Raw genomic sequence first — 26,276 nt, forward strand, 5'->3', positions numbered from 1 at the left:
CCGTCAGCGTACCAGCGGATAGTCTGGCCGCGCCATGCGGAACAGACTATCGGGCTGGATTTCGAAGTAATCGGCCGGACCGCCGCCACGCAGTATGGTCTGCGATCCCGCCGTGTCGTACACCCCGTCCTTGAGCATGGCGTTTGCAATATGCACGCCTACCACCTCGCCCAGCACCAGCCACGCATCAGTATCCTGTCCTGCCGCCGTTTTCAGGCGCAAGATCTGGCTGCAGCGGCATTCGAACGCCACCGGACTTTCCCCCACCCGTGGCGGCTGCACTAGCCGTGATGCCACTGGCGTCAGGCCGGCCAGCGCAAACTCGTCCACCTCGGGCGGCGCGGCAGCGCAACTCAGATTCATCGCCTCGGCCAGCGGACGGGTGGCCAGATTCCAGACGAATTCCCCGCTGTGTTCGATGTTGCGCAGCGTATCCTTGCGCCCCAGGCTGGAAAACCCGATCAGCGGCGGCGTGTAATTGAAGGCATTGAAAAAGCTATACGGCGCCAGATTGCGCACCCCGTCCGCGCCCAGACTGGAAATCCAGCCTATCGGCCGGGGACCGATGATGGCATTGAAGGGATCATGGGGCAGGCCGTGGCCGCGCGCCGGCTCGTAAAAATAGCTGTCGTACATATACTCATCCTCTCAAGCAAATAATGCCTATGCATGCCGGGTGCCCGGCAGGACACCGACTACGGGTATGATACTGACATGAAACGGTTTTTCTTACTTGTCGCCTTCTTCTGTTACCTGACTCCGGCAAGCAGCGGCGAGCTGGTTTTTGCCGTTTCCACCGGCACCGCCATGCCCCATACGCAATTCCAGCAAGGCCAGCTGACCGGTGGCCTGATCAAGGCTTTCGGCGATGCGCTGGCACAGGAACTGGGTATGAGCGCGCGCTATCTGCTGGTGCCGCGCAAACGGCTCGAAGCACCGCTGCGAAATGGCGCGGCCGATGTGGTGTGCGATATGCGTCCAGAATGGCTGGATGGCAAGGACTGGCAGTGGTCGGAAGCCATTTTCGCCAACCATGAAATTGTCGCCACACGGCGCGATACGCCCGCCATCCGCAGCATTTACGAAATCCGCCGCCAGCGCATCGGTACCATACTGGGCTACCACTACCCCCATATCGAACAGCCGCTAGAAGGCGAGTTCACCCGCGACGATGCCGCCAATAATGACCAGAATGTCGCCAAACTGTTGCGCAAACGCTTCACCTACATCATCACCAATCGCCTGTATTACGACTACCAGCGCAAAGTCCATCCGGAGCGTGCGGCCCTCAATCCTGCCACCTACACGGTCTGGACTTTTGAAACCTACTGCGCCCTGCCACCACGCAGCAAACTGTCGCTGGCCACGCTGGACCGCGCCATCCTGTCGCTGAAACGGCGCGGCAAACTGCAGAGCATACTCGACAGTTTCCGGCCCTCCCGCAGCGCACCGGCCGAAACACCCTGATACATTTGTAGCCTTGCATTGTACAGGCAGGCCACGCAGACTAAGTGTTCCACTTAGCGAAATTCACGTATGTCTGCCTGCCCGCCCACCCAGCTGCATTTCATCGCCTTGCAGGATGACCTGCCTGCCAAACGTCTGCGCGCCTTCCGTCGCGACGCGGGCTGGCCCACCACGCCACCCCGTCCTGCTGCCGACTCGATGGGGCGGGTGCAATGGGTCAGCGCCGCCATCGCGCAGAAGCAGATCGGCATTGCACGGCTAGAACTGGCCGCGCCAGCGTTCTGCTACGTGGCCGACCTTATCATCAGCCGCGACTGGCGCGGCCGGGGGGTAGGACACTGGTTGATCGAACAGATCGAACGCTATTGCGCCAGTCTGGGCATACAGCGCCTGCTGCTGGAAGCGTCGCCGGGCACTGCCCCCTTCTATGCCGCGCTGGGCTTCCAGCCCGACCAGCGCGTGCCGGCCATGCTATGCAAAAATATCTCGCCCCTGCAGCGGAAATTATTTCTACCTACCCTGCCCCACTAAAAATCAAGCGCTTGCTCGGTAATAGAAATACAGCAATAATGGCTGCCATAAATACTAGGGAGACAGCCAGCATGAAGGAAGCCGACGCAAGTTTGATCCAGCTCACCTTTGCAGCACAACAAGCCACTGCCTTGCGCTGGCGCCAGTCCACGGCGGCCGAGCGCAAAGCCCGCCTGATACGCCTGCGCGACGCCATGCTGGCCCGGCGCGTGGACTTCTATACGGCATTTGCCGCCGACTACCGCAAATCGCCGGCGGAAATGGAAGCTTCCGAATTCCTGCCGGTGATGGACGAAATCCGCCACGCGCTGGGCTCGCTCAAGCGCTGGATGAAACCGCGCGGCCACTGGCCCACCAGCACCATGCTGGGCACGCGCGCCTCGGTGCAGTACCAGCCGCGTGGCCGGGTGCTGATCATCGCGCCATGGAACTACCCGCTCAGCCTGTGCTTCGGCCCGCTAGTCTCAGCGCTGGCAGCAGGCAACACAGCGATGATCAAACCGTCGGAAATGACACCCGCCGTCTCGGCCCTGATGGCAGGCATCATCGCCGACATCTTCCCGCCCGAAGAAGTGGCGCTGTTCGAAGGCAGCCAGCCGACGGCGCAGGCATTGCTGGATCTGCCGTTCGATCACATCTTCTTCACCGGCTCGCCTGCCGTGGGCAAACTGGTGATGGCCGCAGCGGCGCGCCATCTGAGCAGCGTGACGCTGGAGCTGGGCGGCAAATCGCCGACCATCGTCGATGCCAGCGCCAACCTGACGCTGGCAGCCGAAACCCTGATGTGGGGAAAATTTCTCAACAACGGCCAGACCTGCGTCGCCCCCGACCATGTCTACGTTCACGCCAGCGTCAGGAAAGCCTTCGTGGCCGAATGCCGGCGCGTGCTGGAGCAGCGCTACGGCAGCGACGGCAGCGCGCGCCAGAACAATCCGGACCTGACCCGCATCGTCAACCGGCGCCACACGGAACGGGTGGCCGGCCTGCTCAACGATGCCCTGCAGCGCGGCGCCGTGCTCGCTACCGGCGGTCTGACGGATCTGGAGCAATGCTATGTGGCCCCGACTCTGCTGGAAGACATCCCGGCCGATGCCGCCATCATGTCGGAAGAAATTTTCGGCCCGCTGCTCCCCATCATCAGCTACGAGCAGATCGATCAGGTCATCGCCAGCATCAATGCCGCGCCCAAGCCACTGGCGCTGTATGTGTGGAGCACGCGCCGCGAACAGATCGAGCAGATCGTCAGCCAGACCAGCTCGGGCGGCGTGTGCATCAATCATTGCGTGGCCCATTTTGCCCACGGCAACCTGCCTTTCGGCGGCGTCAATAATTCCGGCATCGGCAATGCCCATGGCGAGTATGGCTTCCGCGCCCTGTCGCACGAGCGGGCCGTGCTGCGCGCCACCCCGCTCATGCTGATCAAGCTGTTCTTCCCGCCCTACACGGCGGCACGCCTGCGCCTGATCCGGCTGGTGGTCGATACGCTGCGCCTGCCCAAGCTGTAGTGTCCCCGGTTGTTAACAAAATCTGTGGATAAAGCTGTTAACAAAGCCAACCCGACTGGATTAACTCGCTGTTTTAAAAGAGAAAAAATTCGCTGCATAAAAATTTCGCAGCTAAAGTTATCCACTGCGATTACACTAGTCGGGTTCGCCTTACTTTATGCAAGGACCTCATGATACTGCGCACCCGCCCCCTGTTTTCCCGCCGTCTGCTCCCTCTCGCGCTAGTGCTCGCTCTGAGCGCCCAGCTCGCTCTGCCGGGCAGCAGCGTGGCCGCTGCCGCCGATCCTGCACCGCGCTACAGCCTGCGCGAGCACTACACCAAATACGAGTTCCGCATTCCCATGCGTGACGGTGTGCGCCTGTTCACCGCCCTATATGTGCCCAAGGATGCCAGCAAGCCCTATCCTTTCCTGATCCAGCGCACGCCCTACAGCGCCGGTGTGCAGGCCGATGGCCAGTTGCATTATGGCGTGGACTACTACCCCGAGCACATCGGTCCGGCGCAGGAGTTCGAAGATAGCGGCTATATCTTCGTCAAGCAGGACGTGCGCGGCCGCTACATGTCGGAAGGCAAATGGGTGGAGATGACGCCGCACGCTGCCAGCCAGCGCGCAGCCGGCCAGGGCAACGAGAGCGAAGACATGCACGATACGGTGGAATGGCTGCTCAAGAACGTGGCCAACAACAACGGCAAGGTCGGCATACTGGGCACCTCCTACCCCGGTTTCTACACCTCGGCCAGCATCATCGATTCGCATCCGGCCATCAAAGCCGCTTCGCCGCAGGCGCCGGTGACCAATCTGTTCATGAACGACGACTCCTACCACGGCGGCGCCTTCATGCTGGCGGCCAACTTCGATTTCTATTCGGCCTTTGTGGAAGCGCCCAACCCAACGCCACTGCCGAAAACCTGGGAGCATTTCGATTATGGCGAAGCCGATGGCTACGATTTCTTCCTCAAGCACCTGACGCTGGCCAACATCACGGCCACCCTGAGCGCCAACCAGCGCGCCCTGCTGCTGCCTACCATAGAACACAGCACCTATGACGACTTCTGGAAACAGCGCGACATCGTGCCGCACCTGAAGAACATCAAGGCAGCCGTGCTGACCGTGGGCGGCTGGTACGACGCCGAGGACCTGCAGGGGCCGCTGAGCACCTACAGCGCCATCAAGCGCAACAATCCTGCCATCTACAGCGGGCTGGTGATGGGGCCTTGGTCGCATGGCGCATGGAACCGCAATGACGGCCAGAGCCTCGGCTATGTGAAGTTCGACGCGAAAACCGGCGCCTACTTCCGCAGCAACATACTGTATCCCTTCTTCGAGCAGCATCTGAAGGGCAAGGCCAACAAGAGCACCGCCGAAGTCTATGCGTTTGAAACGGGCAGCAATGTGTGGCGCACCTATCCTGCATGGCCGCCACAGCAGGCCAGAAGCCGTACCCTGTATCTGGCCGCTGATGGCAAACTGGGCTGGACCCAGCCGGCCGCCGGTGCCGGCTATGACGAATACGTGGCCGATCCGCTCAAGCCGGTGCCCTACACGGCCTATCCGGCGCTAGGCGTGCCCAAGGAATACATGGTGAGCGACCAGCGCTTTGCCAGTTCCCGCCCCGATGTGCTGACCTACCGTAGCGACATACTGGAAGAAGATGTCACGCTGGCCGGCCCCGTCAAGCCGCGCCTGTTTGTTTCCACTACCGGCACCGATGCCGACTGGATCGTCAAGCTGATCGACGTCTATCCGGCCGAATATCCGCGAGGCGATGAGGCGGGTGCCCGCGTCAATGACGTGCCGAAACCCTCGCTGAACATGGCCGGCTACCAGCAACTGGTGCGCGGCGACCCGCTGCGCGGCAAGTTCCGCAACGGTTACGAAACGCCGCAGCCGTTCACCCCGGGCAAAGTAGAGGCGGTCAATTTCAGCATGAGCGATGTCAACCACACCTTCCGTCGTGGCCACCGCATCATGGTGCAGATCCAGAGTTCGTGGTTCCCGCTGGTAGACCTCAATCCGCAGACCTTTACCGATATTCCTCATGCTAAGCGGGAAGACTTCCGCAAAGCTACCCAGCGCATCTACCACGCACCATCCATGTTCTCCGGCATCGAAGTGCAGGTACTGGGGAAATAGGCGGCTGCCAGCCTGCAGCCCCGCCCCGCTATTGTCCTGCCTTCCGCCTCCAGCCAGCGCCAGCGCGGCGCTGGCTGGGCCAGCCGCGCGCACGCTACACGCATCACTATCCCCCGCTTTGCGCTAATGCAGGTATGCTGCTGGAACAATGCAGGAATTTTTGATCCATATCAATGAACAAAACACCCCAAAACAGCGACACTGGGCACCGTCTGACGCACACGGCGCAGTGAGAGTACAGTAGCGATAACCGGGGCCGTTCCCCCACCACCACCGCACCATGAAACAACGCTTGATCCAGCAAGCCCGTCACACCGTCCCATCCCGACTGCCCGCCCTGTCCGGCCGGCAGGCAACCGCCATTGGCAAGCTTACTTTACGACTCATACTCGGCCTCAGCCTGACGCTGTCCGGCATGGCAGTCCACTGCGGCGCGCACGCTGGGGCCAGCACCACGGCCGGCAGCTCTGCCAGCCAGAACAGCGTGCTGCTCGAACAGCTGAGCAGCAGCGAACTGCGCGAGCGCATCGCTGCGGGCAGTACCACGGTGATCGTTCCCGTCGGCGGCACCGAGCAGAGCGGCCCCTATCTGGCGCTGGGAAAACACAATGTGCGCGCCCAGTATCTGGCCCAGCAGATCGCCCTCAAGCTGGGCCACACCATCGTCGCCCCCGTCATCGCTTATGTGCCCGAAGGCGAAATCAAGCCGCCCAGCGGCCATATGCGCTTTAGCGGCACCATCTCGATACCCGAAGCCACCTTCGAAGCACTGCTCGATGCCACCGCACGCAGCCTGCGCCAGCACGGCTTCCGCGACGTGATCTTTATCGGCGACCACGGCGGCTATCAGAAAAACCTGAGCAAGGTAGCGCAGCAATTCAACCGTAGCTGGGCTGCGGACGACAGCTGCCGCGCCTACGCGCTGCTCGACTACTATCAGGCCAGCCAGACCGGCTACGTGGCCGATCTCAAAAGCCGCGGCTACAGCGAGGCCGAAATCGGCCTGCATGCCGGCCTGGCCGATACGGCACTGATGCTGGCCGTCGACAAAACCATGGTCCGTAGCGACGCCATGGCACACCAGCCCAAGCCGGGGCCGGCCGATGGCGTGCAGGGCGATCCGCGCCGCGCCAGCGCCGAACTGGGCCAGCTGGGCCTGCAGCGCATCATCGATGCCTCGGTCAGCCGCCTGCACACCTATTTAACCGAGCGCGCAGCGCGCGCCACCTCCACCTCCAGTCATAGGAACTAATGTGAATACTCCTACTACCCTGCGTGCCGCAATCATCGTTGCCCTGGCTGCCGCCGGCGCTGTCGTCGCCGCCGACAAGGCTGGCGACAAACCAGCCGCACCGGCTGCTGCCCCTATCGCCACCGTGCCGGGCATGCCGCCTGTGGTGAACCGCAACAATCTGTACAGCGAAACCAATGGCCCGTCGTATATCGCAGCCGCCGTCAAAGGCGATCTGGAACGGGTCTACGTGCCGAATCTGCGCTCCAACGATGTCTCGGTCATCGATCCGGTGACGCTCAAGGTAGTGGATAAATTCAAGGTCGGCAAAGCGCCCCAGCACGTGATTCCATCGTGGGACCTGCGCACCCTGTGGGTGGCCAACAACGCCGAACGCACCAACATCGGCAGCCTGACGCCTATCGACCCGCGCACGGGCAAGCCGGGCAAGGAGATTTCCGTTGACGACCCTTACAATCTGTACTTCACGCCGGACGGCAAATCGGCCATCGTGGTGGCCGAGGCCAAGCACCGTCTGGACTTCCGCGATCCGCAGACCATGGCCATGCAGTACTCGATCGAAGCACCTAAATGCGGCGGCATCAACCACGCCGACTTTTCCATCGATGGCCGCTATGCCCTGTTCACCTGCGAATTCGAAGGCAGCGTGGCAAAGATCGATCTGGTGGAACGCAAAGTACTGGGCTATCTGAAGCTGAACATGCCTAGCACCCGCTTCAAGGATGTGCCGCCTTCGGACGGCCCGCTCGCCAGCGAAATCTGCAGCTCGAAAAAAGGCATGCCGCAGGACATACGCATTTCGCCGGACGGCAAACGCTTCTACATCGCCGATATGGAAGCCGATGGCGTGCACATCGTCGATGGCGACGCTTTCAAGGAAGTGGGCTTTATTTCGACCGGTCTGGGTGCGCACGGCATCTACCCTAGCCGCGACGGCAAGCAGTTCTACGTCGCCAACCGTGGCACCCACAGCATCCACGGCCGCCGCAAAGTGCGCGGCAGCGTAACGGTGGTGGACTTCGCCAGCGAAAAAGTGGTGGCACAGTGGCAGATTCCCGGTGGCGGCAGCCCGGACATGGGCAACGTCAGCGCCGACGGCAAAGCGCTGTGGCTGTCGGGCCGCTTCGACGATGTGGTGTACCGCTTCGACACCACCGACGGCAGCGTCAAACAGATCAAGGTGGGACAGGAGCCGCACGGTCTGGTAGTCTGGCCGCAACCGGGCCGCTACTCCGTAGGCCACACGGGCAACCTGCGCTAATACCTGCATTGCAAGGGTCCGGTCATCCACGCTGACCGGATCAGCTGCCGCATACACACCGCCATACTTCCCGTCCGCGCAGATCCGCGCACGGCCATAGACTTGCGCAAGTCGGCCATTTCACCAAACAACTTCCTCGTTCTGGTTACTAAGAAAGCAGCAGGCCTGCTTTCCATGGGCCCCTGCGACCTGCCTGCCGCCCGCAAGGGTAAGAGGAACTATCTCAATTTTGTCATATCCAATGCCAGAATCGGATCCCCATCCCGAACGGTCGGCTCCTTGTGTGATCCTAATGACCGAATTAGACCAATTATGAAGATTGAATTCAACGTGCTCGCACGGCTTGCGCATAACGCATCCCCTGATCAGAACCTCGCCATCCGCCTGGCGGCACACGCTGCGACCTATCCGCGCGCCCCTTTTAGCCTGCTGTCCGGACAATATGGCGCTGCCATGAACATCCAGTCGCCGCGTCTGGCTCTGCTCGAGCAATTCCTCAATGTCCCTACGGCCGATCATGCCAAGCCCCTGTTACCGTTTCTGGATAATGTGCTGCAGCAGAAGGTCGCTCAGTTCATCGCAGAAAACGCAGCCGCTGAAAATCGCGTCCGCGCCGCAGTGGAACACATCAAGCAACTGGTCAATGTCAGCGATCACTCGATGGCCCGGCATGACGATGCCGCAACGGCCGTAGCAGAGCGAGTAGTGCTCGCGCCGGATGTAGCACCAGCCAGCCAGCAAGAAACGTTCGAGCAAAATGCTCCAGCCGTGCCCTGCGCGCAGGGTGGACTCGCACTTGCCGACCTGCTGAATCAGGTCGAGGCAGCCCCTAACCAGGAGAATCTGCAGATGTTGCGTCGTTGCTGGGACCTGCAACGCGAACGCGTCGACGCTAGCAAGTGGCAGGCCGTGGAGCAGAGCCTGCGCGAGGTAGTCATCGCTCCGATGAACACCGCACTGTTTGCAGAAATCGTACAGGCCATGGTGAAACTGGAGGCAGACAAGGTCGGCAACCCGCTAGCCAAGCGCGTCCACGCTGAGAGTTCCAGCACGCAGGACAACGCTGCGCAAGTCCAGAATGAGCGCGCCCAGCGCCGTGGCGAAAACGCACACGAGCAAGTACGCGCGGAACTGGCGCTAAAGAGCAAGCAGATGGCCGATCAGAAACGCGCAGATGACTATGTAGACACCTTGAAAGAGATCGCTGCCCAGCATCGCCCGACCTAGCAAGCAGACCAGGCACCCCGGCCATCCCGCAGCCGCCGGGGTAAAGCCGGAGCGATGCGTCATCATCACTGCTGGCGCTGACCGGGGCGCGGACGGCCATCGACAAACGTCACTGTCTGCACCGGCCGCCCCTGATTGGGGTCGAAATGCAGCGTGGCGTCCTTCTCGCGCACAAAGAAATCATAAGGACCGGAAGCTATCAGTTCCAGCGCTGCCGGTCCCAGTGGCGGACCTGCCAGCATCAGCTGGTCGCCTGCACGCGTGACCTGCAGCGTGGTGTTGCCGACCTTGTACTGCCCTGTGAACTGATCAAACAGTGCCGGCTGGGGCAACATCGCCACACGTGATATGGGCCGGTAATCTTCCCAGCCATATTCGGCAGCGATACTGCGCATCAGCTCCTCGATCAGCGGCCAGGCACCATCGCCATTGGTCAGTATCACCACACCCTGCCCTGTCTGCGTATAGGCAAACAGCAGCGCCTTGTAGCCTATGGTGGAGCCGCTGTGATGGAACGCGGCGGTGCTTCCGGCATGATCGAGCTCCAAGCCCAGTCCATATTCGTTGCTCACCGGCGTCAGCATGGCCTTGCTGGCCGGCGCCGAAAGCCACTGCGGATACTGTCCGGCGGCGGAGCGCTGCAGCGCCAGCGCAAAGCGCGCCAGATCCGGCGCAGTACTCCACAAACCGGTCGGCGCCAGCTCGGGATGGCGGCGCCAGCGTCCGGCCAGTACGGCACCATCGAGATCATGTCCGGCTGCCGCCTGCGCTGCCTGCGGCCCTTCCAGCGATGGCGCAAACAGCGTAGCCTTCATCCCCAGCGGGCGCAGCACTTCATCTTGCGCCAGCACGGCAAAGGGACGCTGCAAAGCATCTTCCAGATACTGTTGCAGCACCACATAACCGAGGCTGGAATAGGCATACTCTTGCCCCGCCACGCGCACTGCAGGAGGATTGCTAGCCGGTGCCTGGCCATGCAGCACCTGCGCCAATGTCGGCATGACCGTTCCCGCTGCATAGCCGGTCAGGCCGTATTCGGGCATACCCGCCGTATGGCTGAGCAGCGCACGAGCGCTTACAGCAGGTCCGCCCGGCGCCACCTGCCAGCCGCGCAAGCGGCGATTGACGTCTTCATCGAGGTCCAGCCTTGCAGCAGCGGCCAGCCGCAACACCAGCGCAGCCGTGACAGGCTTGCTAACGGAACCCGCCTGAAACAGCGTCTGCGGCGTGACGGCTTGCGTGCCGCCCGCATCGGTTACACCATAGCCACGCGCCCATTCAACTGCGCCATGGTTGATCAGCGCGATGCTGACACCGGGCACGCGCCAGTATGCCATCCGGTCCCGCAGCGACATGCCCGTTGCAGACTGCCCCTGCACCACCACCGGCAGCAGCAGGCCCTGTTCAACCCGCGCTATGCGCTCTTCTAAAGCTGCAGGTACGGCTGTTTGCGCCAGCGCGACGCCAGAAGTTAGCGCCAGCAACAGCGCCGATACCAAGGCCGGTTTATGCATTGAGTCTCCCGATGCGGCCTGCAACTGCAGCATGCGCAAGAACGCGTTCAGCAGCCAGACGCTATTTTCATTTTTGAAAAGAATAGCATCTTATTAAATCGGAAATTGCGCCTTTTGTCACGGCATGTCCGGCGACGCCATGGCACACCGCACCTAGTGCTGCGCGGGCTCGATCCGTACCGCAGATTCGATGCCGCTGGTCTGCCCCTGACGGCCTTCGATCAGCACATTCAACTGGCGCGTACCGGCTCCGGCGGGCAGTACCACCCGCAGAGGTGCCGGCGCAAAGTCATCCTTGCGGCCTATCAGCTGACCATCGAGCCAGATTTCTGCGCGCCCCGCCAGTCGCAGAAAATGCAGCACGCCGCTACCATCCGCCAGCTTTTTGCGCGGGGTGAAGCTGGCGCGGAATATCCTGTAGCCCGCATGAGCCGCGTCCTGATAGTCATGCAGCATAGGCGGATCGCCATATTCCCAGGTATTCATGTCGAAGTCCGCCAGCAACAGGTTCGGATCGGGACGGCGAGAACTAGACGGTGAAATGCGCCAGTAGTTAACCGTATTGAAAGGCGCCTCGGACGCAGGCTGGGTAGGCGGCGTCGCTACGGCACGCACAGGAAGTACCAGCCGCGCCGGCGCCAGCCCGTCGGCGCAGGCTTCCACCAGCAGCTCGCCGGAACTACTATCGAACGACTGCACGATCAGTTGCGCCAGGCCGTTGAACAGGCGCCGGGTCGGGCCCTTCTCATCTTCGTGCGAGGTAGGATCGCCATTGCCGTGTCCTATCGATAGGCCTGCGCCCGTTACAGCAAAGTGCACTTCGGCATCGGCCAGCGGCACGGCGCGGCCCTGCGCATCCACGGCACGCACGGTGACGGGCATAGCATCGCGGCCATCGCCGCGCAGTGCTTCACGATCCGGTACCAGCTCGATGCGTACCGCCGGGCCGGTCGTCTCCACGCTAGTGCGGGCCACCGGTCTGCCGCCTCGGTAGGCGATAGCTTCCAGTTTGCCCGCGGCATAAGGCACCATGAAGTAGTTCATGCGATACGGGTCGACCTGCTGCTCGCCCAGCTTCTGCCCATTCAGCAGCAGCGCCACCCTCTCCCCGTTCGACATCACCATCACACGGATATCGCTGCCCTCGCGGCCCGCCCAGTTCCAGTGCGGCGCGATATGCACCAGCGGCTGCTCCTTTATCCACTGCACCTGATGGATGTAGTAGGCATTCTTGGCAAAGCCGTTCAGGTCCATGATGCCGAACACCGAGTTCACAGCAGGCCACTGATTCGGCGTCGGTTCGCCACGATAGTCGAAACCGGTCCAGACGAAGCCACCAGCCACAAATGGCCTGCGCGCAATCGCTTCCCATGCATCGCGATGGCTATTGCCCCAGCTGGCGTAGTCATCATCATAGCTGGCAAACACATTGGTGCGCTGATCGGTGGTGTAGACGCCGCGCGTCATGAAGGCCGAAGTATCTTCCGAGCTGGTGAACGGCACCTTGGGGAACTGCTGATGGAACTTGTCATAGGCATCCACCTGATAATTGGCCCCCACCACATCGAGCGCATGTGCCACGCTATACGGCGCAAAGAAGCCGCCGTTCATGGCCGCTGTTACAGGCCGCGTAGCATCGAGGGTCTTGACGGCGGCAGCCATGGTGCGCGTCATCTCGTAGCCAGCTTCGGTGGATTGCATGGGCTCCTCGTTAAACAGCGACCATAGCACCACGCTGGGGTGATGACGATCGCGCCGCACCAGCCACTCCAGCTGCTGCAGATAGTCGGGCGAGATATTGAAATTGCGGTTCTCGTCCATGACAAGGAAACCCATACGGTCAGCCATATCGAGCACTTCAGCCGCTGGCGCACCGTGGGTAAAGCGAATAGCGTTAGCGCCCAGCTCCTTCAGGCGGCGCAGGCGATACTCCCAGATCGCATCGGGCACCGCCACGCCCACACCGGCATGATCCTGATGAATGCTGACGCCCTGCAGCTTGACGTGCTGCCCGTTGAGGAAAGCGCCGCGGGCAGCATCGAAGCGCATTTCGCGCAGGCCGGTTTTCAGGCTGACTTCATCCACCGCCGCCCCATTCTGTATCACCCTTGCGCTGACCTGATAAAGCTGCGGGTGCTCCAGCGACCACAGTTCAGGTTTGCCTATCGCCAGCAGCAACCGGGCTTCGGCCTGCGCCAGCACGGGCACTTGCACCTTGCTGCGGCGGCTGGCGACCAGCGCGCCGGACGGATCGCGCAGCGTCACCTCGACAAGCGCGCTTGCAGCAGCCTTGCCGCCATTTTTCAGCGTGACCGCAACAGGTATGCTCCACTGCCCCTGCTGACCCAGGCGCGGCGTCGCGTGCAGACCATCCGTCACAATATGCAGGGGCGCGCGCTTGACCAGCCACGCATGGCGATAGATGCCGGCGCCCTCGTACCACCAGCCCTCCATCGGCACCGCATCGGCACGCACGGCGATGGTATTCATCTCGTCGCCGTAGCGCAGATAAGGCGTGATGTTGATGTTGCTGGCGTTATAGCCCGACCAGTTGCGATGCACGAGGATGCCGTTGACCCACACCGTCGCATGGGTGGCGATGGCATCGAACTGCAGTTCGAACTGACGGCCACGTTCCTGCGGTTCGATGCGCAGATAGCGCCGGTACCAGCCCACGCCGCGCGGACGATAGCCTTGCGCCAGATTTTCCTGCGCATCGAACGGACCTTCTACTGCCCAGTCATGCGGCAGGCTAAGTGCGCGCCAGTCGCCATCATCATAGGTGGTGCCGGCCGGGCCCCACGCAAAACCGGCCTTGCCATAACCATAGCTGGCGCCATGCCCTTTCACTTCAGGCGCAACGATATCGCCCAGATGAAACAGCCAGCCGCGGTCTAGCGACAGCCGTTCGCGTCCGGATTCAGTTGGGGTTGCTCTTGTGCTCGGGGCAGCCAGCGCCGCAGTTGAAAGTACCAGCGCAACCAGCATGGCAAAGGGAGCGCAGCAACGGCGCAGAACAGCAGACAAAGCGGTAATCATCAGAACGCGACTCGCGAATGGTCAGTAAAGGTCGCGTTGATGTTACGTAAATGCCGTGCAGCACACCAATCAATTTAGCAAGTAAAACTATACGATTCAGGAATAGGCACAAGACAGCCAATCGCCATTTAAGCGCAATGCACGCGCCAGCTACCGGGACACGTTGCGGGCGATAGCTTAAGCTGCCGGCTTGCGGTAAAGCGAGCCCTGCCCCTCGCGGGCACGTTGCCAGATTTCATCGTCCGATAGGATCGTCTGAATGAGCTCGACAGGGACGCCGCCATCATTGATCACCGCCACATGAAAGTCATCGATAGGCTCATACGGACCCAGTAACACTTCCTCCCCCTCGATGGCCGCGCTGAGATCGCTCACCTTAAAAGCCACATGCGGCAGCTCTCTCAATAGCGGATGCAGCGGCGTATCGTCGGTAAACCTGTGCCACTGGATGCGAAATTTTCCCGGATTATCGCTGGTGTAGATTCCTGCAGTTGCAGAGAATTTTTCTTCGCCCTTCTTCACCTGGGTGGGTATGCCCATGTGATGAAATTCATATTGGACGTTTGGTTTCATTTTTTACTCACTGGAATTAAGCGAGACCGAGCCACGGCTTGGCCTGCTCCGCCCTTCGTAGCTGGAGCGCCTCATGAGTAGCCAGCACAACAAAAGAGTTCCCGTTCGGCTGAACTGTTTGCCAAAGGGGCAAATGATGTGAACAGGCACCATTCGGACGTGAATGGCGCAGCGAAATTTAAATCGCGAAAGATTAGTGAGTGCTACCGCTATGAGCTTGTACTTTGGCCTGCCCAGCAGGAATCGAACCTGCGACCCTCAGCTTAGAAGGCTGATGCTCTATCCAACTGAGCTATGGGCAGTTTGTGTCGCGACGAACAATGCCGTCGGAAATGAAAAACGGGCTGTCTTAACGACAACCCGTTTTAGTATTTTGGTCGGAGTACAAGGATTCGAACCTTGGACCCCCTGGTCCCAAACCAGGTGCGCTACCGGGCTGCGCCACACTCCGAAGACATCATTCTAACGCTTGCTCTCTATAACGTCAATGTGAGCAAGCATTTTCTTTCATTATCAAAAGATTCAGCCCTACCTCAGGCTGCCATTTTGTCGGCAATCCGGCGCGCCATGCTTTGCGCGGCGTCCTCTTCACGCGCTTCGACCATCACGCGGATCAGCGGTTCCGTGCCCGATGCGCGGATCAGCACGCGGCCGCTATTGCCCAGCTCGCGCTCCACGGCTTCCTTCTCGGCCACCATGGCAGCATTCTTGGTCCAGTCAAAGCCCGGCGTCACGCGCACATTCACCAGCGCTTGCGGGAAGATCACCAGATCCTTGGTGCAGTCGGCCAGCGACTTGCCCGCACGCTTGAGCGCCGACAGCACTTGCAATGCCGAGATGATGCCGTCGCCGGTGGTGTGCTTGTCCAGGCACAGCAGGTGGCCCGAGCCTTCGCCGCCCAGCAGCCAACCATTTTCCTTCATCACTTCCAGCACGTAGCGGTCGCCCACCTTGGCGCGGGCAAAGCCTATGCCCTTCTCTTTCAGCGCCACTTCCACCGCCATATTCGTCATCAGGGTGCCGACGGCGCCAGCCACAGGACCAGTGGCCAGACGGTCCATCACCATCAGGTACAGCAGTTCGTCGCCGTTATACAGGCGGCCATTCGCGTCGCACATGATCAGACGGTCGGCATCGCCGTCGAGCGCGATACCGAGATCGGCGCCATGGGCACGCACGGCTTCGGCCATGGCGGCTGGCGCCGTGGCGCCGTGTTTCAGATTGATGTTGAAACCATCGGGCTTGTTGCCGATCGCAATGACTTCCGCGCCCAGTTCGTGGAATACGTGCGGCGCAATATTGTAGGCGGCGCCATGGGCGCAATCGACCACCAGCTTCATGCCGTGCAGATCGAGCTCGTTGGGGAAGGTGCTCTTGCAGAATTCGACGTAGCGGCCGTTGGCGTCATCGAGGCGCTTGGCGCGGCCCAGCTTTTCCGACGACACGCAGGACATCGGTTGATCCAGCGCAGCTTCGATCTCCAGTTCCACTGCGTCCGGCAGCTTGGTGCCGTGCTCGGAGAAGAATTTGATGCCGTTATCCTGGAATGGATTGTGCGAAGCCGAGATCACCACACCCGCCGACAGGCGCAGCGCGCGGGTCAGATAGGCAATCGCCGGAGTCGGCATAGGACCGGCCAGCATCACGTCCACACCGGCAGCCGAGAAACCGGCTTCCAGCGCCGCTTCCAGCATGTAGCCGGAAATACGGGTGTCTTTACCGATCAGCACGGTCGGACGCGAAGTGCCGCTGCGGCCACCGGCCAGTACTTTACCGGCGGCATAACCCAGACGCATCACGAAATCCGGCGTGATCGGAGCTTCGCCTACCAGACCACGGATGCCATCGGTACCAAAATATTTACGGGACATTGCGTTTCTCTCTATCGTTATCGGTTAATTCCAGCCTGCCAGACTTTCAAAGCATCCACGGTTTCCGCCACATCATGCACGCGCACGATGACAGCGCCCTGCGCCACTGCCGCCAGCGCGCCGCCTAGGCTGCCAGCCATACGCTGCTCGACCGGCTTGCCCGTCAGGCCGCCCACCATGGACTTGCGCGACAGCCCCGCCAGCAGCGGCATCTGCAGCTCGGCGATGATACGCGCCGTCGATCTTAGCAAAACGTAATTATGCTCCAAGGTCTTGCCAAATCCAAAGCCCGGATCGACACAGATGCGGCGCGGATCAATACCGGCCGCCGTCATGGCCTCGATCCGCTCGCGCAGGAAGGCAATTACTTCGGCCGCCACATCGCCATATTGCGGGGCCAGTTGCATCTGCTGCGGGTCTTTCTGCATATGCATGATGCACAGCGCGCAATCGCTATCGCGCACCGCCTCGATCGCGCCCGGCGCACGGAAGCCATTGATATCATTGATCATATCGACACCGGCGATAATGGCTTCGCGCATCACCTGCGGCTTGTAGGTATCTACCGAAATGGCTGGTCCCTGATCGCGCAGGGCATACAGCACCGGCATCACCCGCTGCAACTCCTGTTCCAGTGGCAGCGGAGCGGCGCCCGGGCGGCTCGATTCGCCCCCCACGTCGATGATATCGACGCCGTCCCGTATCATTTCCTCGGCATGGGAGATGGCAAACTCCAGCGAGTGATGTTGACCGCCGTCGGAAAATGAATCGGGTGTGACATTCAGGATGCCCATCACGCGGGCGCGGGCATGTTCGCCGCTCAGGGGGTAGTTGAAGCGGCCAAACTGTAAAGTGCTATGCATGGATTTTTACCGGAACAATGAAAAAGGGGTGAGGATCGCTCCTCACCCCCGAGTTACTTGCGGCTAGAACAGCCGGCTTAGGCTGGTGCCGTGACGCTAGGCGCCACGCCCGAACCGCCATCGCTAGGCGGCTGCTTGCGGATGGTGACGCCAGCTTTCGGTGCACGTGGTTCCAGACCGGCCATGATGTCGTTGATCTGGTCGGCATCGATGGTTTCCCACTCCAGCAGCGCCTTGGTCATCACTTCGACCTTGTCGCGGTTTTCTTCCAGCAGCTTGCGCGCCAGCTGATACTGGGTGTCCAGTATGCGGCGGATTTCCGCGTCGACCAGTTGCTGGGTAGCTTCCGAGATAGTTTTGGAAGCACCACCGAAGAAGCCGTCGTTCTGGCTGTCTTCGTACACCATCACGCCCATGCTGTCGGACATACCGAAGCGGGTGACCATGGAACGGGCCAGCTTGGTGGCACGGGCGAAGTCGTTGGAAGCACCGGTCGACATCTGGCCGACGAAGATTTCTTCCGCAATCCGGCCGCCGAACAGGATGGAAATTTCTTCCAGCATCTTGTCCTTGTAGCCCGAGATATTGTCGTGCTCAGGCAGCTGCCAGGTCAGACCCAGCGCCCAGCCGCGCGGCATGATGGTGACTTTGTGCACAGGATCAGCCTTGGGCAGCAGCTTGGCCACCACCGCGTGACCGGACTCGTGGTAAGCCGTGTTACGGCGCTCTTCCTCGCGGATGATCATGGACTTGCGTTCCGGGCCCATGAAGATCTTGTCCTTGGCATCTTCGAAATCGATCATATCGACCAGACGCTTGCTGCGGCGTGCCGCAAACAGGGCTGCCTCGTTGACCAGATTGGCCAGATCGGCGCCAGAGAAGCCGGGCGTACCACGGGCCAGAATGTCGGCCTTGACGTCGGTGCCGATCGGCACTTTACGCATGTGCACGTTCAGGATCTGCTCGCGGCCACGGATGTCGGGCAAGCCTACCGATACCTGGCGGTCGAAACGGCCCGGACGCAGCAGCGCTTTATCGAGCACGTCGGCACGGTTGGTTGCCGCGACGACGATCACGCCGGACGAGGCTTCGAAGCCGTCCATTTCCACCAGCAACTGGTTCAGCGTCTGTTCGCGTTCGTCATTGCCACCGCCCATGCCGGCGCCACGATGACGACCGACCGCATCGATCTCGTCGATGAAGATAATGCAGGGCGAATGCTTTTTGGCGTTTTCGAACATGTCGCGTACGCGGCTCGCGCCCACGCCGACAAACATTTCCACGAAGTCCGAGCCGGAAATCGAAAAGAACGGTACCTTGGCTTCGCCGGCAATGGCACGCGCCAGCAGGGTTTTACCCGTGCCCGGAGGACCGACCATCAGCACGCCGCGCGGAATACGGCCGCCCAGTTTCTGGAATTTGCTGGGGTCTTTCAGGAAGTCGACGATTTCGTTGACTTCTTCCTTGGCTTCATCGCAACCGGCCACATCGGCGAAGGTTACGGTGTTATTGGTTTCGTCCATCATGCGCGCCTTCGATTTACCGAAGGAGAACGCACCACCCTTGCCGCCGCCCTGCATCTGGCGCATGAAGAAGATCCACACGCCGATCAGCAGCAGCATCGGGAACCAGGACACAAACACCTGCTGCAGGAAGCCGGGTTCCTCAGGCGGTTTGATATCGAAATGGATGCCGGCATCGCGCAGGTCACCCACCAGACCACGGTCCAGCATGGTGGCGGTCGAGCGCACCTTGGTGTCGTCGCTGCGGGTGGCAGTGATGTTGGCGCCTTCAATCACCACATCCTTGATGCGCTTGGCTTTGACCTCATCCAGCAAATCGGAATAAGCGATCGTTTTAGGACCACCGGACACGCTATGGCTGTCGAACTGCTTGTACAACATCAGCAGCAGCAACACCACAACTACCCAGATGGCGGATTTGGAAAACATGTTATTCACGAAAACTCCTTGGATGCGGGGCGCATCTATAACCTAGTGCTAGAAATCCGATTTTACCTGCAATAAACAGCCACTGCCAGAAGGCCATTCAGGGGTGCACGCAGATTTCTCGCCTAAAACACATTATTTGACCAAAACACGGGTGCGATCAAGTCAAAACTGATCTTCACGGTGGCTATGTGCGGCCCGTAAGGCAAATATCAAGGGCGAACGGGAGGGAAATCACCATCATCGTAAGGTTGCGAAGAAAGCATGCCATCGGTGGGGTTTTTCAGGCCCCGCCCCAGCAGGAAGATTTCCGACGACTTATCACGGCTGGCTTTCGGTTTTTTCTGGGTCACGGTTTTGAATTCCTGACGGAATTTCAATACGATATCGTTGAAACCCATGTCTTTAAAGCATTTCACCAGCAGCGCCCCACCCGGCTTCAGATGGGCCTGGGAGAATTCGATGGCCAGATCGATCAGGTGTTCCATCCGCGCCGCATCGGAGGCAGCAATACCCGACAGGTTGGGCGCCATATCGGACAGTACCAGATCGACTTTTTGACCTTGCACCACATTTTCCAGCTGCTGCAGCACTTCCGGCTCGCGGAAATCGCCCTGGATGAAGTGGAAATCGGCAATCGGCTCCATCGGCAGGATATCCAGCCCGATCAGGGTGCCATTGATGCCGCCGCCTTCCTTGCCGGCCAGCTTGCGACGCGTGTACTGGCCCCAGCTGCCCGGCGTACAGCCCAGATCGACGATGACCTGGCCCGGTTTGATCAGCTTCTCGTCCTCATCGATCTCCTTGAGCTTGAACGCAGCACGGGCGCGGAAGCCCTCTTTTTGCGCTAATTTCACGTAAGGATCGTTAATGTGGTCGTGAATCCAGTTTTTGTTGATTTTGTTCTTTGCCATTCGCGTAGAATACTGCCTTTAAGGGAACTACTAAAAAATATTATTATGCAAAAACTTACACCCGTTGAGCGCAGCGCACTGCGCGCCGAAGCGCATGGTCTCAAGCCTATCGTCCTGATCGGCGAGGCGGGATTAACCGCCAACGTCCTCAAGGAAATCTCGCTGGGCCTGGACTCCCATGGTCTGATCAAGGTGCGCGTGTTCGGCGACGACCGCGAAGCCCGGATTGCCATGTATGAAAGCATCTGCGAGCAACTCGATGCTGCTCCAGTGCAACACATCGGCAAACTGCTGGTACTCTACCGCCCTAAGAAGGAAGCAGCGGGCGAGCGTAGCGCCACGACTGGCCGCGGTCTGCGCGAAGTCACCATCGTCAAGCCTAGCCCAAGCGGCACCAAACGTCCATCGGTGACCAAAGTTCTGCTGAAAGGCAATGAACGCGTCACCCAGGGCGGCAACATCAAACGCGCCAAAGTGCGTCAGAAGTCGACCAAAAAGAGTCTGGGCTAATCCCGTCTAGACTGCGTTTTTGCGAGAAATTCGGGGCCGGAGCATACAGCATGCTCTGGCCCCGCTTTTATTGGCAGGACGACTACGCCGCCCCGCTAACTTATTGTTTGACTACCAGCCACGCGGCCAGCAAGCTCTGTACCAGATACAGGCTGCTGGATATGCCGTGCAGAATGCCGAACTCGTTGTGCGCAGCGCCGTCCATTACGCCACCGGGACCGGCCGCAGCGCGCAGGCTGGCCATCATGGGCTGCAGGCCGAAGTGCATGATCAGCGTGCAAGCCAGCATGACGGCAACGATGATCAAGAGCACGCGGCGGGTGCGGGCAGCGGAATTGGCGGCCGAACCGGCAAAGATACCGCCCGTCTCGCTGCCCCGCCCTACCCACAGCAAAGCCAGCATCACCAGCGCACAGGCGATCGACAGCCAGGCCTGATGGGCAAATAAATTGGCGGCAATATTGCCAGCCAGCACACGGTCACTCAGCGTGGCAAACAGTGTGGGCGCGGCCAGATAGCCTACCGTCCAGATACTGCCCGCCCACAGCGTTGCAACCAGTAGCCGTGTACGCGCGAGTAACATCAGACGTAACGCACTTCCAGAATTTCGTATTCGCGCGGACCCGACGGGGCCTGCACTTCCACTACGTCGCCAGCCGATTTGCCGATCAGGGCACGGGCGATAGGCGAAGTCACGGAAACTTTGCTCAGTTTCAGGTCGGCTTCATCGATGCCGACGATCTGGTAGGTCACTTTGGCGCCCGATTCCAGATCTTCCAGATCCACGGTCGAAGCGAACACCACGCGGCCTTCGGCGTCGAGGGTGGTCGGGTCGATGATCTGAGCCGCGCTCAGCTTGCCTTCCAGTTCGGCGATACGGCCTTCGACAAAGGCCTGACGCTCTTTGGCGGCATCGTATTCGGCGTTTTCCGACAGATCGCCGTGCGAACGGGCTTCGGCGATGGCGTCGATCACGACACGGCGCTCGACGTGCTTCAACTGGTGCAACTCTTCACGCAGCAGCTCGGCGCCGAATTTGGTAAGTGGAACTGAAGTCATCTTGTATTTACTCTGTTGTAACAATGGAAAACCACAGAGGCCGCGCCTGCCTGCTGCGCGAGCTCTGTGGTTAGGAAGTCCTGCTTGCCGTCGGCGCAGTGTTACACCACGCCGACTCAAGAACCTTAGTGTAAGGTTTTATGCAGCCCTTGTAAATCGTACACTTGCAACTGGTCCAGATGGCGGATACCTTCCACCGCCGCCTCGGCGCCAGCAATCGTGGTGTAGGTGGTCACACGGGCAGCCAGCGACGAGGTCCGGATGGCGCGCGAGTCCGTGATGGCGCTGCGCTTTTCTTCCACCGTATTGATCACCAGTACGATTTCGTGGTTTTTGATCATGTCGACCACGTGCGGACGGCCTTCCACCACCTTGTTGACGGGGGTGACCGGAATCCCGGCAGCGGCGATCACCGCAGCCGTGCCCTTGGTGGCCACCAGCGTGAAGCCGATTTCCACCAGATCACGCGCCACTTTCACGGCGCGCGGCTTGTCCGACGATTTCACCGACAGGAACACCTTGCCCGACTTCGGCAGCTTGATGCCGGCGCCCATCTGCGATTTGACGAAGGCTTCACCGAAGGTTTTACCCACGCCCATCACTTCACCGGTCGATTTCATTTCAGGGCCGAGGATGGTGTCCACGCCAGGGAATTTCACGAACGGGAACACGGCTTCCTTCACGCTGTAGTACGAAGGCACCACTTCCTGCGTAACGCCCTGCTGCGCCAGCGTCTGGCCGACCATGCAGCGCGCGGCGATCTTGGCCAGTTGCAGGCCCGTCGCTTTGGATACATACGGCACGGTACGCGATGCACGCGGATTGACTTCCAGCACATACACCACGTCCTGCAGCACGCCGTCGATTTCCTGCTTCTGGATGGCGAACTGCACATTCATCAGACCGACCACGTTCAGGCCCTTGGCCATCAGCGCGGTCTGGCGTTTCAGTTCGTCGATGGTGGCTTGCGCCAGCGAGTAAGGCGGCAGCGAGCAGGCCGAGTCGCCCGAGTGCACGCCGGCCTGTTCGATGTGTTCCATCACGCCGCCGATGAAGGTGGTCTCGCCGTCGCTGATGCAGTCAACATCGCACTCGATGGCGTCGTTCAGGAAGCGATCCAGCAGCACGGGCGAATCATGCGACACCTTGACGGCTTCGCGCATGTAGCGTTCCAGATCGCGCTGCTCGTGCACGATTTCCATCGCGCGGCCGCCCAGCACATAGGAAGGACGCACCACCAGCGGGTAGCCGATTTCCTGTGCCAGTGCCAGCGCGTCCGCTTCGGTACGGGCGGTACGGTTAGGCGGCTGGCGCAGCTCCAGCGTGTGCAGCAGCTGCTGGAAGCGCTCGCGGTCTTCCGCAGCGTCGATCATGTCGGGCGAAGTACCGATAATCGGCACGCCGTTCTTTTCCAGATCCAGCGCCAGTTTCAATGGAGTCTGGCCGCCGTACTGGACGATCACGCCCAGCGGTTTTTCCAGTTCGACGATTTCCAGCACATCTTCCAGCGTCAGCGATTCGAAGTACAGACGGTCGGAAGTGTCGTAGTCGGTCGATACGGTTTCTGGGTTGCAGTTGACCATGATGGTTTCATAGCCGTCTTCGCGCATCGCCAGCGCCGCGTGTACGCAGCAGTAGTCGAATTCGATACCCTGGCCGATACGGTTAGGGCCACCGCCCAGCACCATGATCTTCTTCTTGTCGGTCGGATTCGATTCGCACTCTTCATCGTAGGTCGAGTACATATACGCCGTGTTGGTGGCGAATTCGGCCGCGCAGGTATCGACCCGCTTGTACACGGGACGGATGTTGAGTTCATGGCGGCGGGCGCGCACAGCAGCCTGCGTGGTCTGCAGCAGGAAGGCCAGACGGCGGTCCGAGAAGCCCTTCTGTTTCAGCTTGTACAGGGTGTTCTTGTCCAGCTGCTCCAGCTTCTGGGTGTCCATCCAGAGTTCCAGATCGACGATCTCTTTAATCTGGATCAGGAACCACGGGTCGATTTTGGTCAGCTGGTGCACTTCTTCCAGCGTGAAGCCTTGCGCGAAGGCGTCGCCCACGTACCAGATACGCTCAGGACCCGGCTCGCCCAGTTCCTCTTCGATCTTCTCGCGGTCTTTGGTTTTTTCGTTCAGGCCATCCACGCCCACTTCCAGACCGCGCAGGGCTTTCTGGAACGATTCCTGGAAGGTGCGGCCGATGGCCATCACTTCGCCCACGGATTTCATCTGGGTGGTCAGGTGGTGATCGGCAGTCGGGAACTTCTCGAAGGTGAAGCGCGGGATCTTGGTCACGACGTAGTCGATCGAAGGCTCGAACGACGCCGGAGTAGCACCGCCGGTGATTTCGTTGCGCAGTTCGTCCAGCGTGAAGCCTACCGCCAGCTTGGCCGCCACTTTGGCGATCGGGAAGCCGGTAGCTTTCGAGGCCAGCGCCGAGGAACGCGAGACACGCGGATTCATCTCGATGACGATCATGCGGCCGTCTTTCGGATTGATCGAGAACTGCACGTTCGAGCCGCCCGTATCCACACCGATTTCACGCAGCACCGCCAGCGAGGCGTTACGCATGATCTGGTATTCCTTGTCGGTCAGCGTCTGGGCTGGTGCCACGGTGATCGAGTCACCCGTATGCACGCCCATCGGGTCCAGATTTTCGATCGAGCAGATGATGATGCAGTTGTCCGCCTTGTCGCGCACCACCTCCATCTCGTACTCTTTCCAGCCCAACAGCGATTCTTCGATCAGCAGCTCGTTGGTGGGCGAAGCTTCCAGACCGCGTTTGCAGATGGCTTCGAATTCTTCTTCGTTGTAGGCGATACCGCCGCCGCTGCCGCCCATGGTGAACGATGGACGGATGATGGTCGGGAAGCCGACATCGCGCTGCACAGCCCAGGCTTCGTCCATCGAGTGGGCGATGCCGGAACGGGCCGAACCCAGACCGATCTTGGTCATGGCGTCCTTGAACTTGGCGCGGTCTTCGGCCTTGTCGATGGCTTCCGGCGTAGCACCGATCAGTTCCACCTTGTATTTGTCCAGCACGCCGTTGCGGTGCAGGTCGAGTGCGCAGTTCAGCGCGGTCTGGCCGCCCATGGTCGGCAGAATCGCGTCCGGTTTTTCCTTGGCGATGATCTTCTCGACCACTTGCCAGGTAATCGGCTCGATGTAGGTAACGTCGGCCATTTCCGGGTCGGTCATGATGGTCGCAGGGTTGCTGTTGACCAGAATGACTTTGTAACCTTCCTCGCGCAGTGCCTTGCAGGCCTGTGCGCCGGAATAGTCGAATTCGCAGGCCTGACCGATAATGATCGGGCCAGCACCAATAATCAGGATGCTTTTAATATCAGAACGCTTAGGCATTTACTTTTTTCCCCGCATTTATTTTTTTTCAGATGCTTGCATCAGGCCGATGAAGCGGTCAAACAGATAGGCGACGTCAGTCGGGCCGGGCGATGCTTCAGGGTGGCCCTGGAAGCAGAACGCTGGCGTATCAGTGCGGGCAAAGCCTTGCAGCGAGCCGTCGAACAGCGACACGTGGGTGACGCGGCAGTTGGCTGGCAGGGTATTCGGGTCAACAGCGAAACCGTGGTTCTGCGACGTGATCATGACTTTTTTGCTGTCCAGATCCTGTACCGGATGATTAGCGCCGTGGTGGCCGAATTTCATTTTCAGGGTGGTGGCACCGGAGGCCAGACCCATGATCTGGTGACCGAGGCAGATACCGAACAGCGGGATCTTCTTCTCCATGAACACCTTGGCGGCAGCAATCGCGTAATCGCAAGGCTGCGGGTCGCCAGGACCATTCGACAGGAACACGCCGTCCGGATTCAGTGCCAGCACGTCGGCGGCGCTGGTCTGGGCCGGCACCACGGTGACTTTGCAGCCGCGCGAGGTCAGCATGCGCAGGATGTTGCGCTTGACGCCGAAGTCGTAGGCCACCACGTGGAACTTAGGATCAGCCAGTTTGCCATAGCCTACACCCAGCGCCCATTCGGTTTCGGTGAATTCGTAGCTGGACTGCACAGTGACCACTTTGGCCAGATCCATGCCGGACAGGCCGGGGAAGGAACGGGCCAGATCCAGCGCCTGCGATTCCGACGGCTCGTTACCTTGCGTGCCGACGAGGATGGCGCCGGACTGGGCACCCTTCTCGCGCAGGATACGGGTCAGTTTGCGGGTATCGATACCGGCAATGGCGACGATGTTCTCGGCCTTGAGGTAATCGGACAGCGACTGGGTGGAGCGGAAATTCGAAGCAATCAGCGGCAGGTCACGGATGATCAGACCGGCGGCATGTACTTTGGAGGATTCGACGTCTTCAGGATTGATGCCGTAGTTGCCGATATGGGGATAGGTCAGGGTGACCATCTGGCGGCTATACGAGGGATCGGTCAGGATTTCCTGATAGCCCGTCATGGAAGTGTTAAAGACTACTTCACCGGTAGTGTGGCCGGCAGCGCCGATCGAAAAACCTTTGAAGATAGTTCCGTCAGCAAGGGCCAGTATGGCTGGAACGGTGGGGCCAGAAAAAAATGGCGGCAAGGGCAACTCCTGATAAAGTTACCGTAGCTGCGCCACGTCAGACGACCGTCGTGCTATCTCAGCCATCT

Annotated in this window: 20 protein-coding genes and 2 tRNA genes; 8 read left to right on the forward strand and 14 right to left on the reverse strand. The window is 60.3% G+C overall.

Translation table 11 applies throughout. The features are described 5' to 3' along the window. Window positions 1–3: 3 nt before the first annotated feature. Window positions 4–636, reverse strand: coding sequence for a flavin reductase family protein (locus tag GTP27_RS01645; protein WP_161037440.1), 633 nt, complete (start codon window positions 634–636; stop codon window positions 4–6). Between the two features lie 78 nt (window positions 637–714). Here GTP27_RS01645 and GTP27_RS01650 point away from each other — a divergent pair, with 78 nt between their 5' ends. The 7 genes from GTP27_RS01650 to GTP27_RS01680 all read left to right on the forward strand — a co-directional run bounded on the left by GTP27_RS01650 (window position 715) and on the right by GTP27_RS01680 (window position 9,378). After that, window positions 715–1,467, forward strand: coding sequence for a substrate-binding periplasmic protein (locus GTP27_RS01650; RefSeq protein ID WP_161037441.1), 753 nt, complete (start codon window positions 715–717; stop codon window positions 1,465–1,467). A gap of 69 nt (window positions 1,468–1,536) precedes the next feature. Continuing rightward, entirely contained in the window at window positions 1,537–1,998 is a 462-nt protein-coding gene (locus GTP27_RS01655) for a GNAT family N-acetyltransferase (protein WP_161037442.1), read from the forward strand. A 38-nt stretch (window positions 1,999–2,036) separates the two neighbouring features. Then, the gene (locus GTP27_RS01660) at window positions 2,037–3,503 is read left to right on the forward strand and encodes an aldehyde dehydrogenase family protein (protein WP_161037443.1); all 1,467 of its coding nucleotides are present in this window, start codon (window positions 2,037–2,039) and stop codon (window positions 3,501–3,503) included. Window positions 3,504–3,673: 170 nt separating this feature from the next. Then, a complete protein-coding gene (locus GTP27_RS01665) occupies window positions 3,674–5,638 on the forward strand; it encodes a CocE/NonD family hydrolase (RefSeq protein WP_161037444.1) in 1,965 nt (654 codons plus the stop codon). Window positions 5,639–5,918: 280 nt separating this feature from the next. Beyond that, window positions 5,919–6,890, forward strand: a complete 972-nt coding sequence (locus GTP27_RS01670; protein ID WP_229633299.1) for a creatininase family protein — start codon at window positions 5,919–5,921, stop codon at window positions 6,888–6,890. Window position 6,891: 1 nt separating this feature from the next. Beyond that, entirely contained in the window at window positions 6,892–8,151 is a 1,260-nt protein-coding gene (locus GTP27_RS01675; protein WP_371865875.1) for a YncE family protein, read from the forward strand. A gap of 312 nt (window positions 8,152–8,463) precedes the next feature. Then, window positions 8,464–9,378 carry a hypothetical protein gene (locus GTP27_RS01680; protein WP_161037445.1) on the forward strand — a complete coding sequence of 305 codons (915 nt, stop codon included), beginning with the start codon at window positions 8,464–8,466 and terminating at the stop codon, window positions 9,376–9,378. A 65-nt stretch (window positions 9,379–9,443) separates the two neighbouring features. Here the strand turns inward: GTP27_RS01680 and GTP27_RS01685 are convergent, their stop codons facing one another. The 9 genes from GTP27_RS01685 to GTP27_RS01725 form a co-directional block, all read right to left on the reverse strand. Then, window positions 9,444–10,892: a serine hydrolase domain-containing protein gene (locus tag GTP27_RS01685; RefSeq protein ID WP_161037446.1), complete on the reverse strand. Its 1,449-nt coding sequence runs from the start codon at window positions 10,890–10,892 to the stop codon at window positions 9,444–9,446. A 153-nt stretch (window positions 10,893–11,045) separates the two neighbouring features. Beyond that, the gene (gene galA, locus GTP27_RS01690; protein WP_229633300.1) at window positions 11,046–13,919 is read right to left on the reverse strand and encodes a beta-galactosidase GalA; all 2,874 of its coding nucleotides are present in this window, start codon (window positions 13,917–13,919) and stop codon (window positions 11,046–11,048) included. A gap of 189 nt (window positions 13,920–14,108) precedes the next feature. Beyond that, window positions 14,109–14,504 (reverse strand): VOC family protein, encoded by a 396-nt coding sequence (locus GTP27_RS01695; protein WP_161037447.1) that lies wholly within the window; start codon window positions 14,502–14,504, stop codon window positions 14,109–14,111. A gap of 225 nt (window positions 14,505–14,729) precedes the next feature. Beyond that, window positions 14,730–14,806, reverse strand: a tRNA-Arg gene (locus GTP27_RS01700). Between the two features lie 72 nt (window positions 14,807–14,878). After that, window positions 14,879–14,955, reverse strand: a tRNA-Pro gene (locus GTP27_RS01705). A gap of 82 nt (window positions 14,956–15,037) precedes the next feature. Beyond that, window positions 15,038–16,375: a phosphoglucosamine mutase gene (gene glmM / locus GTP27_RS01710; protein ID WP_161037448.1), complete on the reverse strand. Its 1,338-nt coding sequence runs from the start codon at window positions 16,373–16,375 to the stop codon at window positions 15,038–15,040. A 17-nt stretch (window positions 16,376–16,392) separates the two neighbouring features. After that, window positions 16,393–17,238, reverse strand: a complete 846-nt coding sequence (folP, locus tag GTP27_RS01715; protein WP_161037449.1) for a dihydropteroate synthase — start codon at window positions 17,236–17,238, stop codon at window positions 16,393–16,395. Window positions 17,239–17,315: 77 nt separating this feature from the next. After that, window positions 17,316–19,199 (reverse strand): ATP-dependent zinc metalloprotease FtsH, encoded by a 1,884-nt coding sequence (gene ftsH, locus GTP27_RS01720; RefSeq protein ID WP_348694101.1) that lies wholly within the window; start codon window positions 19,197–19,199, stop codon window positions 17,316–17,318. A gap of 200 nt (window positions 19,200–19,399) precedes the next feature. Continuing rightward, the gene (locus tag GTP27_RS01725) at window positions 19,400–20,101 is read right to left on the reverse strand and encodes an RlmE family RNA methyltransferase (protein WP_161037450.1); all 702 of its coding nucleotides are present in this window, start codon (window positions 20,099–20,101) and stop codon (window positions 19,400–19,402) included. Window positions 20,102–20,146: 45 nt separating this feature from the next. Here GTP27_RS01725 and yhbY point away from each other — a divergent pair, with 45 nt between their 5' ends. Then, on the forward strand, window positions 20,147–20,611 hold the full coding sequence (gene yhbY / locus GTP27_RS01730) for a ribosome assembly RNA-binding protein YhbY (RefSeq protein WP_161037451.1): 465 nt from the start codon (window positions 20,147–20,149) through the stop codon (window positions 20,609–20,611). A gap of 100 nt (window positions 20,612–20,711) precedes the next feature. Here the strand turns inward: yhbY and GTP27_RS01735 are convergent, their stop codons facing one another. From GTP27_RS01735 to carA, 4 genes are all read right to left on the reverse strand, one after another. Beyond that, complete coding sequence (locus GTP27_RS01735) at window positions 20,712–21,194, reverse strand: DUF4149 domain-containing protein (protein ID WP_161037452.1); 483 nt, start codon at window positions 21,192–21,194, stop codon at window positions 20,712–20,714. Then, on the reverse strand, window positions 21,194–21,670 hold the full coding sequence (gene greA, locus GTP27_RS01740) for a transcription elongation factor GreA (RefSeq protein WP_161037453.1): 477 nt from the start codon (window positions 21,668–21,670) through the stop codon (window positions 21,194–21,196). Before greA ends, GTP27_RS01735 begins: the two co-directional genes overlap by 1 nt. Window positions 21,671–21,795: 125 nt before the next feature. Continuing rightward, window positions 21,796–25,026 (reverse strand): carbamoyl-phosphate synthase large subunit, encoded by a 3,231-nt coding sequence (gene carB / locus GTP27_RS01745; RefSeq protein WP_161037454.1) that lies wholly within the window; start codon window positions 25,024–25,026, stop codon window positions 21,796–21,798. Between the two features lie 18 nt (window positions 25,027–25,044). Next, window positions 25,045–26,208 carry a glutamine-hydrolyzing carbamoyl-phosphate synthase small subunit gene (gene carA / locus GTP27_RS01750; RefSeq protein ID WP_161037455.1) on the reverse strand — a complete coding sequence of 388 codons (1,164 nt, stop codon included), beginning with the start codon at window positions 26,206–26,208 and terminating at the stop codon, window positions 25,045–25,047. Window positions 26,209–26,276: the final 68 nt, after the last annotated feature.

The sequence above is a fragment of the Duganella qianjiadongensis genome (genome assembly GCF_009857915.1).
Taxonomy (GTDB): Bacteria; Pseudomonadota; Gammaproteobacteria; order Burkholderiales; family Burkholderiaceae_D; genus Rugamonas; species Rugamonas qianjiadongensis.